This window comes from Sphingomonas sp. BRN-1R, from assembly GCF_057748035.1.
The window spans coordinates 1,955,959-1,970,331 of record NZ_CM173236.1 but is presented as its reverse complement, the minus strand read 5'-3'; the positions used below and the strand labels follow the sequence as shown (position 1 = coordinate 1,970,331).

The following is a 14,373-nucleotide window of genomic DNA, read 5'->3' as shown; positions in this document are numbered from 1 at the left end:
GTAGCTAACAGGCGGCGTAATGGCCGCCTTATGTTTAGGGGCGAGCCGAGATCAGGCGCCCAGTGGCGACGCCGAATAGTGCGCGAGCAGATCCGCCGCATCGTCGTACAGCGCCACCGCCCCGGCCTTCAGCAGCACCGCATCATCGAACCCGCCCGAGCGCAGCGCAACCGTACGGATGCCGCAGCGGGCCGCTGCCTCCACGTCATACGGCGTGTCACCCACCACGATAACCTCCTCCGGCGTGAGCGGCTTCACCTTCTTCAACGCGGAGGCGAAGATGTCTCCGGCCGGCTTTGATGTCCGCACATCGTCGATGCTGGTCGTCTCGTCGACGGCATGGCGCACCCCGAGCAGACCGATATAGTGCTTCACCTCCCTGGCATCCGCCGAGGACGCCAGCACGACGCGCTGACCGCAGCCATGAACGTGCTTGAGGAGCGCGGTCGCGCCGTCGAACGGCTCGACGCGATCGAGGTAGCGCTGCTTGAAGATTGCGCCGTGCCGATCGCTGAGCGTCTCGTGCATGTCGTCCGAAACGCCCGGCAACAGCGCCGGCACCAGCAGATCGCCGCCCTTGCCGATCTGCCCGCGAATGGCGTCACGCTCGACGGTGAAGCCATGTTCGCGGAAGGCTTCGTCCCAGGCGGTGACGTGCAGGTCGTTGCTGTCGACCAGCGTGCCGTCGACATCGAAGAACACCGCCTTCACCGTGCGATCCGCCGCGCGATCGCGTGCGAGCCACATCGCCGCCGCCGTCCCGCCGAGCACCGCCGCACCCTGTACCCCGCGCCCGCGCCGCATCAGCGCAAGGCCGAGCGTCGCCGCCGCAGACGGCCCCCAGCCGATCCGCGGCAGCCCAGCGACGCCGCCGACACGGCTCGCGATTCGACTGGTCGCAAAATCCGCCGCCACGCCGGTTGTACGGCTGGCAGCGGGCTTGGCAGATGCACTCGATGGCGGCGTAACCGTTTCGGGGGCACCAACGGGCTCCGCATCGGCACCGTCGCCGGCGACATGATCCGCCACCCACGCGCCGCGCTTGCCGAGCGGCTTGCCCGCCGTGGTCGTGTCCTTCTCGGTCTGGTGTTCCAGCTCCGCGTTCAACTCCGCGCCGAACAACAGGATGTAGCTCGACAGGTACAGCCACGTCAGCGTCACCACCACCGCGCCGAGCGAGCCATAGGTTGCATTGTAATTGCCGAAATTGGCGACATAGATGCCGAAGCCCGAGGTCAGCGCCAGCCACATCAGCGCCGAGAACAGAGATCCCGGCGTCAGCCAGACCCATTTCGCCTGTCGGCGCGATGGACCGTAGCGGTAGAGCGTCGCCGCCGCAGCAGCGCCGACCAGCGTGAACAGCACATATGTGACGATCTTACCCAGCACGACGACAGCGCCGGGCGCATAGGGGATCAGGCTTTCAAGATGGCCGAGCGCCGCAACCGCCACCAGCGCGACCATCGCCACCACGACGCCCGCGGCAGTGATGGCGAGCGCGAGCAGGTTGACGCGGATGAAGCTGCGCGTCTCCGATTCCTCATAGGCGATGTTGAGCGCGGTGACGATCGCACCCGCGCCGCTGCGCGCGCCGAACAGCGCGAGGCCGAGCGCCAGCAGGAGGCCGAGCCCCTTCTTGCCGTCCGACGTCTTGACGACGTTCATCAACTGCTCACCGATCAGCTTGGCGATATCCTTGGGCATGATCGCGGCGAGCTGCGTCATGTCCTGAATCACCGTCTTAGGGCTGGCAGCGATACCGTACACCAGCACCACCGCGCCGAGCAGCGGGACGAGCGCAAGGAAGCCGTAGAACGCCACGCCGGCGGCGATCAGGCCGATGTTGTCGTCGGTCGTCTCCGCATACGTGCGCTTGAGGATTGAAATCCACGCGGCGCGCGGCATTTGCCACGGCGTCGCGGCGTTGCGTCCCTGTTCGTCCAAGATCATCCCCGTCCCTGCGCCGCGTCGTGCGGTGGTTCGTGCAGCGTTCGTTCAGGTCCAACCGCCGAGCGCGCCTCCGCGTTCCGCCGCCGATTTGTCACAGCGTCCGCCTTGGGATAGGAACCGTGTGCGGTGCAGCATGAACGCGGGGGATCGGGTTGCGAATCGTCATCGTTGATGACAGTGGATTGCGCGCCACCGTGCTTGAGGATGGCCTGCGCGAGGCCGGCTACGACGATATCCACCTCGTCCCCCCGCGCGGCGCGTTCGTCGCGCGGATCGAGCGGATGGCGCCCGACGTGGTGCTGATGGACCTCGGCAACCCGAGCCGCGACACGCTGGAGGAGATGCTGATGGTCAGCCGCGCGCTCGCCAAGCCGATCGCGATGTTCGTCGATCAGTCGGACGAGAGCATGATCGGCGCGGCGATCGACGCGGGCGTATCCGCCTATGTCGTCGATGGATTGCGCAAGGAGCGGGTGAAGCCGATCATCGACCTTGCCGTGCGCCGCTTCAACGCCTTCGCGCGGATGCAGAGCGAGTTGAACGAGGCGCGCACCGAGCTCGCCGATCGCAAGACGATCGACCGCGCCAAGGCGATCCTGATGGCGAGCCGCGCCCTGTCCGAGCCCGAAGCCTATACCTTGTTGAGAAGCACCGCGATGAATCAGGGCAAGAAGATTGTCGATGTCGCCGCCGCGCTCATCACCGCGAGCGACCTGCTTGGAGGTGCGTTGTGATCCCGTTGTCGATCGCATTTCTCGCGCTCACCGACGCTGCGCCGCTGATCGTCGCGCGCGAGCTGGGCTTTGCCGAGGCGGAGGGGATCGCGCTCGATCTGCTGCCGACGACGAGCTGGGCGACGCTGCGCGACCGGCTCGTCTATGGGCAGGTTCAGGCGGCGCACATGCTCGCCCCGCTCGCCATCGCGGTGACGCTCGGGCTGAGCCAGCAGCCGGCCGCGCTCGCCGCGCCGTTCAAGCTCAGCGCCAACGGCAACATGGTGGTGGTGTCACCCGACTTCGCCGCCGCGCTCGAACCCGATATCGTCGCGCGTCTCGACGATCCGCTCGGCACGGCGCACGATTTCGCGGCCGCGATCGGGCTGCACCGCCGCAAGCCGATCATCGGCGTGGTGCATCGTTTTTCCAGCCACGCGCTGATGTTGCGCTACTGGCTGGCGAGCGCGGGCGTCGACCCCGACCGCGATCTGGTGCTGCGCGTGTTGCCGCCCTCGCTGATGGCGGAGGCGATGCGCGCGGGCGAGATCGACGGCTTCATCGCGGGCGAACCGTGGGGCAGCGTAGCGGTAGTGGCCGGTCTGGCCGAGATCGCGGCGATCGGCGAGCGCATCTGGCAGCGCGGTGTTGAGAAGGTGCTCGCCTTCCGTGCCGACTGGCTGGACGGCAATCCCGATACGGTCGACCGGCTGCTGCGCGCCACCAAGCGCGCGGCGGCATGGTGCGACCTGCCCGCCAACCGCCCGGCCTTGGTCGATCTGCTCGCGCGCACCGGCTTGCCCGATCTGCCGCCCGAGGCGATCGAACCCGCGCTTGCCGGCGCGATTCTGCCGGCGAGCGGCGCGGCGCCGATTGCGGTGCCCGACTTCATCCTGTTCGATCGCGAGGCGACGAGCTTCCCCTGGGTGAGCCAGGCGTTGTGGATCTATTCGCAGTTCGTGCGCTGGCGGATGGTCGAGCCGACGCCCGAAACGCAAGCCGCGGCGGCGGCGGTGTTCCGGCCCGACATCTACCGCCGCGCGCTGGCCGGCGAGCCGATGCCGGGCGCGAGCATGAAGGTGGAGGGCGCGGTTTCCGGACCCTTGCCGGTCGGCGCGCACCGCGGCGTGCTGACGCTCGGGCCGGACCGGTTCTTCGACGCGCGCACCTTCGATCCCGACCGGATCGCCGATTACCTCGCGGGGTTCGCCGCCTCGCGCTGAGGCGCCCAAATTTTCGTCTTGCACGCGAAAGCGATTCGCGAGATGATTGCTGCACCGCGCAACGAAGCGCGCCACCGGATGTGCGCCCCAGGGCCGGGGCAGCCATCCTCCCAGATCTAAAGCAGCAAAGCCGCTGACCGGACTCGCGCCACGCGATCGTCCGGCGAGCGGCTTTTTTCGTGTCCATTTTCTTCGGCATGGGGAACGTCATCATGGCAACGGCATATCTGGACGGCGCGGGTGAAAGCGCGGCCCGATCCGACAAGAGCGGCTTCTGGCAGTCAGGGCATACGCCCACGCTGATCGCCGCCTTTCTGTATTTCGATCTCGCCTTCATGGTGTGGGTGCTGCTCGGCCCGCTCGCGCCCGAGATCGCGCGCACGCTCGCGCTGACCCCTGCCGAAAAGGGGCTGATGGTGGCGACGCCGACGCTCGCTGGCGCGGTGCTGCGCGTCGTCAACGGGCTGCTGGTCGACCGGATCGGGCCGAAACGCTCGGGTGCGATCAGCCAGATGATCGTGATCGGCGGGCTGCTGTCGGCGTGGCTGCTCGGCGTGAACAGCTTTGCCGGCACACTCGCGCTCGGCGTGATCCTCGGCTTTGCGGGCGCGAGCTTCGCGATCGCGCTGCCGCTCGCCAGCCGCTGGTATCCGGCGGAGCATCAGGGCAAGGCGATGGGGGTCGCCGGCATGGGCAATTCGGGCACGGTGTTCGCCGCGCTGTTCGCGCCGATGCTCGCCAAGGCGTTCGGCTGGAACGCGGTGCTCGGCCTCGCCTGCCTGCCGCTCGCGCTGGTGTTCGTGGCCTATATGGCGCTCGCCAAGGATGCTCCCAACCCGCCCGCGCCGAAGCGGCTTGTCGATTATTTCGAGCCGCTCAAGCAGGGCGACGCCTGGTGGCTGATGGCGTTCTACGCGGTGACGTTCGGCGGGTTCGTCGGGCTAGCGGCATCGCTGCCGATCTACTTCACCGACGCATTCGGGCTGAGCCCGATCGTCGCGGGCTATTGCACTGCGGCGTGCGTGTTCGCCGGATCGCTGGTGCGGCCGATGGGCGGCGCGCTCGCCGATGCGATCGGCGGGATCAAGGCGCTGACGATCGTCTATATCGTCGCCGCGATCGCGCTGGCGCTGGTCGGCTATGCCGGCACGCTTCCCGCGGCGCTCGCCTGCTTCGTCACCGCCATGCTCGCACTCGGCGTCGGCAACGGCGCGGTGTTTCAGCTCGTGCCCCAGCGCTTCAAGGCGGAGATCGGCGTGATGACCGGGCTGGTCGGCATGGCGGGCGGCATTGGCGGCTTCTACCTCGCCTCCTCGCTCGGCATCGCGCGGCAGATGACCGGCAGTTTCGCGCCCGGCTTCCTGATCTTCGCCGGGCTTGCGGTGCTGGCGCTCTGCGGACTGCTGATGGTGCAGGGCAACTGGCGCAGGACGTGGACCAGCGGCGCGCGGATCTGACGCCGCGCGATCGTTAAGGGGGACATCATGAAGACGATCATCGCCACGGCGGCCGCACTGGCCGCCGCCGGCCCGGCCTGCGCGCAGGACATCGCAGTCAAGCCCGTCGCCGAGGCGCGGTTGCGGTACGAGCATGTCGATCAGGCCGACCTGCCCGACACCACGGCCGACGCCGTCACGATCCGCGCCCGCGCCGGCGTGCAGGCGAGCGACGGCCCGCTCTCCGCGCTGGTCGAGGCGCAGGGCACGCTTGCGGTGGATGGCGACTATTACGACGGGCTGCGTGGCGCGGCGACGCGCCCGCTGGTCGCCGATCCGCAGAACGTCGCGCTCTATCTTGCGCGGCTTCAGTATCGCACGCAGCCGTTCACGCTCACCGCCGGCCGTCAGAAGATCACGCTCGATGACGAGCGATTCGTCGGCAACGCCAACTTTCGCGACAATGCCCAGACCTTCGACGCGGTGCGCGCCGAGATCGTGCCGGTGAAGGGGCTCAAGGCCGACATCACCTATGCGTGGAGCGTGCGGACGATCTGGGGGATCGACGGCACCGGCGCGCGCCAGCCGGCGATCGACGGCGACAACCTATTCGCCAACCTCGCCTATGCGACCCCGATCGGCACGCTGGCCGGCTTCGCGTATCTGGTCGATCAAGACGAGGCGGCGGTGCAAGGCTATCGTTTGTCGAGCCAGAGCTATGGCGGCCGTCTGGCGGGCGCACGAGCGCTGGCGAAGGCGGTGAAGCTCTCCTACCAGTTCAGCTACGCGCGCCAGTCCGACTATCACCGCAACCCGAACCGTTATGCCGCCAGCTATTATCTGGTGGACGCGACACTCGATCTGGCGGCGTGGAAACTCGGTGGCGGGTATGAGGTGCTCGGCGCGAGCAACGGTGTCGCGCTCACCAGTTTCCAGACGCCGCTCGCCACCGGCTTCAAGTTCCAGGGGTGGGACGACAAGTTCCTCACCACCCCGCCCAACGGCGTGCGCGACCTGTACGCAAGCGCGGGCTACGGGTGGAAGACGGTCGGCCGGATCGACGCGCTCACGGTGCAGGCGGCCTTTCACCGCTTCAACAGCGACCGGCTGGGCCAGCATTACGGCGACGAGATCGACCTGCTCGCCACCGCCAAGCTGCGCAGATACCTGCTCTCCGCCCGCTTTGCGCATTATCGCGCGGACGCGTTCGCCACCGATACCGACAAGCTGTGGCTCCAGCTCGACTGGACGTATTGAGCGTGATGAAGTGCTTGAACGCTCGGGCACTTCGCGCTAAAAGCTTTCCTGAGGGGCAACGCTGTCCCGATTACATTGTCGCGACGCTCCACGGACGGATCGTCGCGACGCTACCGATGGCAAAGCCGCCATCCAGATCCCGGTCTCGCGACCGGGCTCCGGATGGCGGCTTTTTTCGTTTTGGAGCTTGAAACATGCACTTGGACGAGCATCACGACCCGGCCGCGTTCGAGGCGGATGAGACGTTCGCACCCCCTGCCCCGCCGCACCTCGTCGTGATCGGCAATGGCATGGCGGGGTGCCGCGCGGTCGAGGAACTGATCGCGCGCGATGCGGGACGTTACCGCGTGACGATCTTCGGCGCGGAACGGCATGTGAACTACAATCGCATCATGCTCTCTCCGGTGCTGGCGGGGGAAAAGACCTTCGATGAGATCGTCATCAACGGCCATGACTGGTATGCCGACAACGCGATCGAGCTGATCGCGGGCGATCCGGTCGAGACGATTGACCGTGCGGCGAAGACGGTGACGGCACGCTCTGGCCGCACCGTGTCGTACGACAAGCTTCTGATCGCGACCGGTTCCGATCCGTTCATCATCCCGGTGCCGGGCAAGGATTTGCCCGGGGTGATCGGCTTTCGCGACATGAAGGATGTCGATCACATGCTCGCGGCGGCCTCGGGCGGCGGCGATGCGGTGGTGATCGGCGGTGGTCTGCTCGGGCTCGAGGCGGCGCATGGACTGACGCTGCGCGGCATGAAGGTGACGGTGATCCACCTGATGCCGACGCTGATGGAGCGCCAGTTGGACGAGGCGGCCGGCTGGCTGCTCAAGAGCGAACTCGAACGGCGCGGCCAGACCGTGCTGACCGGCGCCGACACCGCCGAGATCTTCGGTGACGGCAAGGTGGAGGGCGTGCGGCTGAAGGACGGTCGCGAGATCGCCGCCAGCCTCGTCGTGATGGCGGTCGGTATCCGCCCCTCGGTCGCCCTGGCGCGGGCGGCCGGGCTTGAGGTCGGGCGCGGCATCAAGGTCGACGATCATATGGTCACGAGCGACGCGGACGTGCTCGCGGTCGGCGAATGCGTCGAGCATGACGGCAATGTCTATGGCCTCGTCGCGCCGCTGTGGGAGATGTGCCGCAGCCTCGCCGACGCGCTGGTCGAACGGCACAGCGGCTATCGCGGTTCGGTCACCTCGACCAAGCTCAAGGTATCCGGCATCGACGTGTTTTCGGCGGGCGACTTTTCGGGCGGCGCGGGCTGCGAGGATATCGTGCTGCGCGACGCATCGCGCGGCATCTACAAGCGCGTGGTGGTGAAGGACGACCGCATCGTCGGCGCGGTGCTGTACGGCGACACTGCCGATGGCGGCTGGTATTTCGACCTGCTGAAGAAAGGCGAGGACGTCGCACCGATCCGCGACCTGCTGATCTTCGGCCAGGCGTTCGCCTCGGGAGGGGGGCAGACGGACCCTAAGGCGGCCGTTGCGGCGCTCTCGGACGATGCCGAGATCTGCGGCTGCAACGGCGTCTCCAAGGGTCAGGTGGTGGCGTGCATCGCCGGCGGCGCGAACAGCCTCGACGCGGTGCGCGCCGGCTGCAAGGCGTCGGCAAGCTGCGGATCGTGCACTGGGCTGGTCGAGACTTTGCTGGCGGTGACGCTCGGCGAAGATGCGGTGGCGAGCGGGCCGAAGACACTGTGCAAATGCACCAGCTTCGGCCATGACGACGTACGCCGCGAAATCGTCGCGCAAGCGATGCGCTCGATCCCGGAGGTGATGCAGCGGCTGCACTGGTCGACGCCCGACGGCTGCGCATCGTGCCGCCCCGCGCTCAACTACTATCTGCTGTGCGCGCTGCCGGGCGAGTATCAGGACGATCAGCAAAGCCGCTTCGTCAACGAACGGATGCACGCCAACATCCAGAAGGACGGCACCTATTCGGTGGTGCCGCGCATGTGGGGTGGCCTCACCTCCCCGCGCGAGCTGCGCGCGATTGCCGACGTGGTCGAGAAGTTCAACGCGCCGATGGTCAAGGTGACGGGCGGGCAGCGGCTCGATATCTTCGGTATCAAGAAGGATGATCTGCCCGCGGTGTGGGCGGATCTCAACGCGGCCGGCATGGTCTCGGGCCATGCCTACGGCAAGTCGCTCCGCACGGTGAAGACGTGCGTCGGCTCCGAATGGTGCCGGTTCGGCACGCAGGATTCGACCGGGCTGGGCGTGAAGATCGAGCGGATGACGTGGGGTAGTTGGATGCCGCACAAGTTCAAGATCGCCGTGTCGGGCTGCCCGCGCAACTGCGCCGAGGCGACGATCAAGGACTTCGGCATCGTCTGCGTCGATTCGGGGTACGAGCTTCACGTCGGCGGCAACGGCGGCATCAAGGTCCGCGCGACCGACCTGCTGTGCAAGGTGGAAACCGAGGCGGAGGCGATGGACTATTGCGCCGCCTTCATCCAGCTCTACCGCGAGGAGGCACGTTACCTCGAACGTACCGCGCCGTGGATCGAGCGGATCGGTCTGGAGCCGATCAAGGCGCGCATCGTCGACGACGATGCCGGTCGCGCGGCGCTGTGTGCGCGCTTCCACCTGTCGCAAAGCTTCAGCCAGGACGATCCGTGGGCGACACGCGTGGCCGGGGCGGAGCGCGAGCAGCACGCGCATCTCGGCGAGTTCCGCCCGCTTGCGCTGGAGATGGCACGATGATCGGCGACTGGCTCGATATCGGCACGCTTGACGCGATCCCGCCGCGCGGCGCGCGCACCGTCGCCGTCACCGGTGGCGAGGAGATCGCGGTGTTCCGCACCGGCGACGACCGGGTCTATGCGCTGGTCAACCGCTGCCCGCACAAGCACGGCCCGCTCAGCCAGGGGATCGTCCACGGCGACGCGGTGACGTGCCCGCTGCACAATTGGCGCATCTCGCTCGCCACCGGTGAGGCGCTCGGCGAGGATCGCGGCTGCGTGCCGACCATCCCGGTGAAGGTCGATGCCGGCCGTATCCTGATCTCGCGGATCGCACTGGTCGGCGCGGCGCTCGCGGCGTGAGCGGCGTCCGCACCACCTGCGCCTATTGCGGTGTCGGCTGCGGCATCGTCGCCACGCCCGACGGCGCGGGCGGCGCGACCATCGCGGGCGACCGCGACCACCCCGCCAACGCGGGCCGGCTGTGTTCGAAAGGCACCCACCTCGGCGAGACGCTGGGGCTCGACGGGCGACTGCTCCACCCGATGATCGGCCAGCGTCGGGCAAGCTGGGACAAGGCGCTCGATCTCGTCGCGCGCCGCTTCCGCGACACGATCGCGCAGCACGGGCCGGACAGCGTCGCCTTCTACGTCTCCGGCCAGTTGCTGACCGAAGACTATTACGTTGCCAACAAGCTGATGAAGGGCTTCATCGGCTCGGCCAACATCGACACCAATTCGCGGCTGTGCATGTCGAGCGCGGTGGCCGGGCACAGCCGTGCGTTCGGCGAGGATGTCGTGCCGGCGAGCTATTCAGATCTCGACGCCGCCGATCTCGTCGTGCTGGTCGGATCGAACACCGCATGGTGCCACCCGGTCGTCTATCAGCGCATCATGGCGGCGCGCGCGACCCGCGGCACCAAGGTGGTCGTGATCGACCCGCGCCGCACCGAGACGTGCGAGGATGCCGACCTCCACCTCGCGATCCGCCCCGGCAGTGACGTGGCACTGATGAACGGCCTGCTTGCGCATTGCCGTGACGCCGGGCTGATCGACGCGGAGTATCTCGCCGCCCATGTCGCGACGCCCGACGGGTTCTGGGACGCACTCGGCGAGGGATGCGACCTGTGGTCGACGGCCCGCATCTGCGAGGTCGCACCCGCCGACCTCAAGCGCTTTTACGATCTGTTCGCTGCGCACCCGCGCACCGTCACGTTGTTCAGCCAGGGCATCAACCAGTCGGTGCGCGGCACCGATCAGGTCAACGCGATCGTCAACCTTCACCTCGCCACCGGCCGCATCGGCAAGCCCGGCGCGGCGCCCTTCTCGATCACCGGCCAGCCCAATGCGATGGGCGGGCGCGAGGTCGGCGGGCTCGCCTCCACGCTCGCCGCGCATATGGATTTCGCGCCTGAGAACGTCGCGCGCGTCGGCCGCTTCTGGGCGGCGGCGCGGATGGCGACGAAGCCGGGGCTGAAGGCGGTCGACCTGTTCCGCGCGGTCGGCGACGGGCGGATCAAAGCTGTGTGGGTGATGGCGACCAACCCCGCCGTGTCGATGCCCGATGCCGCACGTGTGCGCGAGGCGCTCGCCGCCTGCCCGTTCGTCGTCGTCTCCGACGTGATTGCGACCACCGACACCAGCGTTCACGCCCACGTCCGCCTGCCCGCCGCCGCATGGGGCGAGAAGGACGGAACCGTCACCAACTCGGACCGCACGATCAGCCGTCAGCGCGCCTTCCTGCCGCTGCCGGGCGAGGCGAAGCCCGATTGGTGGATCGTCTCGCAGGTCGCGCGGCGGATGGGCTGGCGCACCGCGTTCGGCTATGATCGCCCGGCGGATATCTGGCGCGAACATGCCCGCCTTACCGCCTATCAGAATGACGGCGCGCGCGTGCTCAACCTGCGCGCGCACGCGGCGATCGGCAATGCCGCCTATGATGCGATGGCGCCATTCGCCTGGGGCGACACTCCGTTCGCTGACGGTCGCTTCTCCACGCCCGACGGCAAGGCGCGGCTCGTCGCGGTCGCGCAGCAGACGCTCCAGCCGCCGATCGCGGCATGGCCGATGACGCTCAACACCGGCCGCTACCGCGACCAGTGGCATACGATGACGCGGACCGGCCGTTCGCCACGCCTGTCGCGCCACCGCGAGGAGCCGCTGGTCGAGGTGCATCCCGCCGACGCCGAGGCGCTCGGGCTTGCCGATGGCGGGCTCGCGCGCGTCGCGACGCCGCAGGGCGACAGCCTGTTCCGGGTGAGCGTGAGCGAAGGCCAGCGGCGCGGCGAGCTGTTCACCCCGATCCACTGGACCGACCAGCAATCGACCGGGGGCCGCAGCGGCACGCTGACGCGCGACAAGGTCGACACCGTGTCGGGCCAGCCGGGCTTCAAGCTCGCACCTGCGCGGATCACGCCCCAGCCGGTCGCGTGGCGCGGTTTCCTCCTTACGCAGGGCGAAACGCCCGAGCCGCCGTGCTGCCTGTGGGCGACACGCGTGACGGTGCCGGGGGGCGCGCTGTGGGAGGTTGCGGGCAACGGCGATCCGCTGCGGCTCGACCGCGCGCTCCCGGCGGGCGAGCGGATCGAGGCGAGCGATCCCGCCCGGGGCAGCCGCCGCATCGCGGTGCTGCAAGGCGGGCGGCTCGTCGGGGCACTGTTCATCACCCGCGACGGTGAACTTCCCTCGCGCGACTGGCTGATCGCGCAACTGGGCGCGGAACACGGCCCGGCCGTACTCGCCGGGCGCGCGCCGGGCGCGCAGGTCGATCGTGGCGCGATCGTCTGCGTGTGCTTCGACATCGGCATCAGGACGATCGTCGCCGCGATCGCCGAGCAGCGGCTGGTCGATGTCGCGGCGATCGGCGCGGCGATCGGCGCGGGCACCGGCTGCGGATCGTGCCGCCCAGCGCTCGCCCGCATCCTCTCCACCGAAACACAGGCGTTGGGAGTCGCACAGTGACGCAGACCTTGGATTTCGCACCCGGCAGCGTGTGGCTGGTCGGCGCAGGGCCGGGTGATCCCGACCTGCTCACCCGCAAGGCCGAGCGGCTGATCGCGCGCGCCGAGGTGATCTTCTTCGATGCGCTGGTCGGCCCCGACATTCGCGCGCTTGGGCCGCGGGCGGAGTGGATCGGCGTCGGCAAGCGTTCGGGCCGCCACTCCAAGGATCAGCGCACGATCAACGATCTTCTGGTCGAGGCAGCGCTTGCCGGGCGGCGGGTGGTGCGGCTGAAGGGCGGCGATCCCGCGATGTTCGCGCGCGCGGCCGAGGAGCTGGAGGCGCTGCGTGCCGCCGGCATCACGGTGCGGATCTGCCCCGGCGTCACCGCCGCCAGCGCCGCCGCGGCCTCCGCCGGAGTGTCGCTGTCGCTGCGCGGATTTGCACGCGGCGTGCAGTTCGTCACCGCGCATACCCGCGCCGGTGAGCCGCTCGATCTCGACTGGCAGTCGCTCGCGAGCGGCGGCGCGACGCTCGCTTTCTACATGGGGCGCGGTGCCGCCGCCGAGATCAGCCAGCGCCTCATCGCAGCAGGCTTGCCGCGCACGACGCCGGTGTTGATCGCCTGCAACGTCAGTCTGCCCGAGGAACGGCTGCTGCACACGCGGCTCGATCTGCTGCCGCTCGCCACCGCCGCCTTCGCCGAGGATGCACCGACGCTGATCCTCGTCGGCGCGGCGGTGGCCGACACCGGCGCTACGCTGCGCGCCGCCTGCCATACCGGCGCGGCGATGGCCTGACGCTCAGCCCCGCAACTCGGCGAGCAGATCGTCCAGCGCGACATCGGCGAAGGCGGTGAAACTGTCGGCCACGCCGTACGGCAGCAGCAAACGGCGATCATGGACGATTCCGCCGCAACTATAGACGACGTTGGGGACATAGCCGTCACGCTCCTTGGGGCTGGGATGGACCAGCGGCAGCTTCATCCGGCCGAGCACCTTCGCGGGATTGTCGCGGTCGAGCAGCGCCGCGCCGATGCAGTAATTGCGCACCGATCCGACGCCGTGGGTCAGAACCAGCCACCCTTCGTCGATCTCGATCGGCGAGCCGCAGTTGCCGATCTGCACATATTCCCAGAAATATTCCGGCGTCAGAATGCGCTCCCCGCCCTCCCAATGTGTGAGATCGTCAGAGCGCAGCAACCACAGGTTTTCGTTATCCTGCCGCCCCAGCATCGCATATTGTCCGTCGATGCGGCGCGGAAACAGCGCCATACCCTTGCGCGAGGCCGCCTCGCCGGTCATCGCCTGCATCGTGCAGTTGCGCCAGTCGAACGCCTCCATCAGTTCGCAGCGCGCCTCCGATCCGCTGAACGCGGTGTAGGTGCCGAGATGCCGGATGCTGCCGTCGTCCTCGACGAACTGGACGAGCCGCATGTCCTCGATGCCGCGCTGCTGCGCCTTTGTAACGGGAAACAGCACCGTCTCGGACGGGTTCTGGCTGTCCTCGCACAGGATGCGCACCATGCCGTCGCTGTCGTCGTCGCCTTCCTCGATCTGCGGCGTCACGCCGAACTCGCTCGGCGGGTCGACGTGAAAGCCGCGCTTCGGGCACCAGTCACCGACGCGGAAGGTGACGGAGGACAGATGCCCCTCGCCGATACCGCGCAGCGACATGACGAAGCGGACACCGCCCTCGGGCGCTTCGCTCTGGTCCTCTGCCTTGATCATGCTCGGGTTGAACAGTGCCGCCGCCTCGAATGCATATTCCTCCAGGAAATATGCGCCGATCAGCCGTGCGCGGTCGGGGTCGACGCCCGCGCATCCTGCGGCAGCCTTGACGTCCTCGAACCGGCGGAGGACCGTTTTCTCGGGATCGCGGTGGCGCTCGGCGAGGCTGACCATCACACGCTCCAGCTCGGACTGAAGCCGCTCCGCATCCATGCCCAGCACACGCGCGGCGATCCGCTCCGGCCGGGTCCGGGTCTGATGGTCGAAGCCGGCGGGATCGCCCACGTCGAACGGCCGCAGCACCGTGCGCGCCGGGTCCGGCCGCAGGATCAGGTCGGAGTGATTCATGATGTCGGTGCCGTGCTTCAAGGCCGTTCTCCGTGATGGCAGAACCCGCGTAACGCGCGACCACGACGAAAGCGCCGCGGCTTTGTTG

10 protein-coding genes are annotated in these 14,373 nt (G+C 68.3%); 8 read left to right on the top strand and 2 right to left on the bottom strand.

Annotated elements, in window-relative coordinates; genetic code table 11:
* Window positions 1-51: 51 nt before the first annotated feature.
* Window positions 52-1,950, bottom strand: a complete 1,899-nt coding sequence (locus tag AC3ANX_RS09055) for a YhjD/YihY/BrkB family envelope integrity protein (protein ID WP_488336666.1) — start codon at window positions 1,948-1,950, stop codon at window positions 52-54.
* A gap of 152 nt (window positions 1,951-2,102) precedes the next feature.
* Here AC3ANX_RS09055 and AC3ANX_RS09050 point away from each other — a divergent pair, with 152 nt between their 5' ends.
* The 8 genes from AC3ANX_RS09050 to cobA all read left to right on the top strand — a co-directional run bounded on the left by AC3ANX_RS09050 (window position 2,103) and on the right by cobA (window position 13,007).
* Window positions 2,103-2,684 carry an ANTAR domain-containing response regulator gene (locus AC3ANX_RS09050; protein WP_488336665.1) on the top strand — a complete coding sequence of 194 codons (582 nt, stop codon included), beginning with the start codon at window positions 2,103-2,105 and terminating at the stop codon, window positions 2,682-2,684.
* The gene (locus AC3ANX_RS09045) at window positions 2,681-3,886 is read left to right on the top strand and encodes a CmpA/NrtA family ABC transporter substrate-binding protein (RefSeq protein ID WP_488336664.1); all 1,206 of its coding nucleotides are present in this window, start codon (window positions 2,681-2,683) and stop codon (window positions 3,884-3,886) included. The genes AC3ANX_RS09050 and AC3ANX_RS09045 overlap by 4 nt, the downstream gene beginning before the upstream one ends.
* Before the next feature lie 212 nt (window positions 3,887-4,098).
* Window positions 4,099-5,343, top strand: coding sequence for a nitrate/nitrite transporter (locus tag AC3ANX_RS09040; protein ID WP_488336663.1), 1,245 nt, complete (start codon window positions 4,099-4,101; stop codon window positions 5,341-5,343).
* A 27-nt stretch (window positions 5,344-5,370) separates the two neighbouring features.
* Complete coding sequence (locus AC3ANX_RS09035; RefSeq protein WP_488336662.1) at window positions 5,371-6,579, top strand: alginate export family protein; 1,209 nt, start codon at window positions 5,371-5,373, stop codon at window positions 6,577-6,579.
* A 194-nt stretch (window positions 6,580-6,773) separates the two neighbouring features.
* Window positions 6,774-9,290, top strand: a complete 2,517-nt coding sequence (gene nirB, locus AC3ANX_RS09030) for a nitrite reductase large subunit NirB (RefSeq protein ID WP_488336661.1) — start codon at window positions 6,774-6,776, stop codon at window positions 9,288-9,290.
* Window positions 9,287-9,631 carry a nitrite reductase small subunit NirD gene (gene nirD / locus AC3ANX_RS09025; protein ID WP_488336660.1) on the top strand — a complete coding sequence of 115 codons (345 nt, stop codon included), beginning with the start codon at window positions 9,287-9,289 and terminating at the stop codon, window positions 9,629-9,631. Before nirB ends, nirD begins: the two co-directional genes overlap by 4 nt.
* Window positions 9,628-12,228 (top strand): molybdopterin-dependent oxidoreductase, encoded by a 2,601-nt coding sequence (locus tag AC3ANX_RS09020; protein WP_488336659.1) that lies wholly within the window; start codon window positions 9,628-9,630, stop codon window positions 12,226-12,228. The genes nirD and AC3ANX_RS09020 overlap by 4 nt, the downstream gene beginning before the upstream one ends.
* Window positions 12,225-13,007 (top strand): uroporphyrinogen-III C-methyltransferase, encoded by a 783-nt coding sequence (cobA, locus tag AC3ANX_RS09015; protein ID WP_488336658.1) that lies wholly within the window; start codon window positions 12,225-12,227, stop codon window positions 13,005-13,007. The genes AC3ANX_RS09020 and cobA overlap by 4 nt, the downstream gene beginning before the upstream one ends.
* A gap of 3 nt (window positions 13,008-13,010) precedes the next feature.
* Here the strand turns inward: cobA and AC3ANX_RS09010 are convergent, their stop codons facing one another.
* Complete coding sequence (locus tag AC3ANX_RS09010; RefSeq protein ID WP_488336657.1) at window positions 13,011-14,285, bottom strand: glycoside hydrolase family 130 protein; 1,275 nt, start codon at window positions 14,283-14,285, stop codon at window positions 13,011-13,013.
* Window positions 14,286-14,373: the final 88 nt, after the last annotated feature.

Coding starts and splice junctions, on each gene's coding strand:
- AC3ANX_RS09055 (WP_488336666.1), bottom strand. CDS start 1,950: ATGATCTTGGACGAACAGGGACGCAACGCCGCGACGCCGTGGCAAATG.
- AC3ANX_RS09040 (WP_488336663.1), top strand. CDS start 4,099: ATGGCAACGGCATATCTGGACGGCGCGGGTGAAAGCGCGGCCCGATCC.
- AC3ANX_RS09035 (WP_488336662.1), top strand. CDS start 5,371: ATGAAGACGATCATCGCCACGGCGGCCGCACTGGCCGCCGCCGGCCCG.
- nirB (WP_488336661.1), top strand. CDS start 6,774: ATGCACTTGGACGAGCATCACGACCCGGCCGCGTTCGAGGCGGATGAG.
- nirD (WP_488336660.1), top strand. CDS start 9,287: ATGATCGGCGACTGGCTCGATATCGGCACGCTTGACGCGATCCCGCCG.
- AC3ANX_RS09010 (WP_488336657.1), bottom strand. CDS start 14,285: ATGAATCACTCCGACCTGATCCTGCGGCCGGACCCGGCGCGCACGGTG.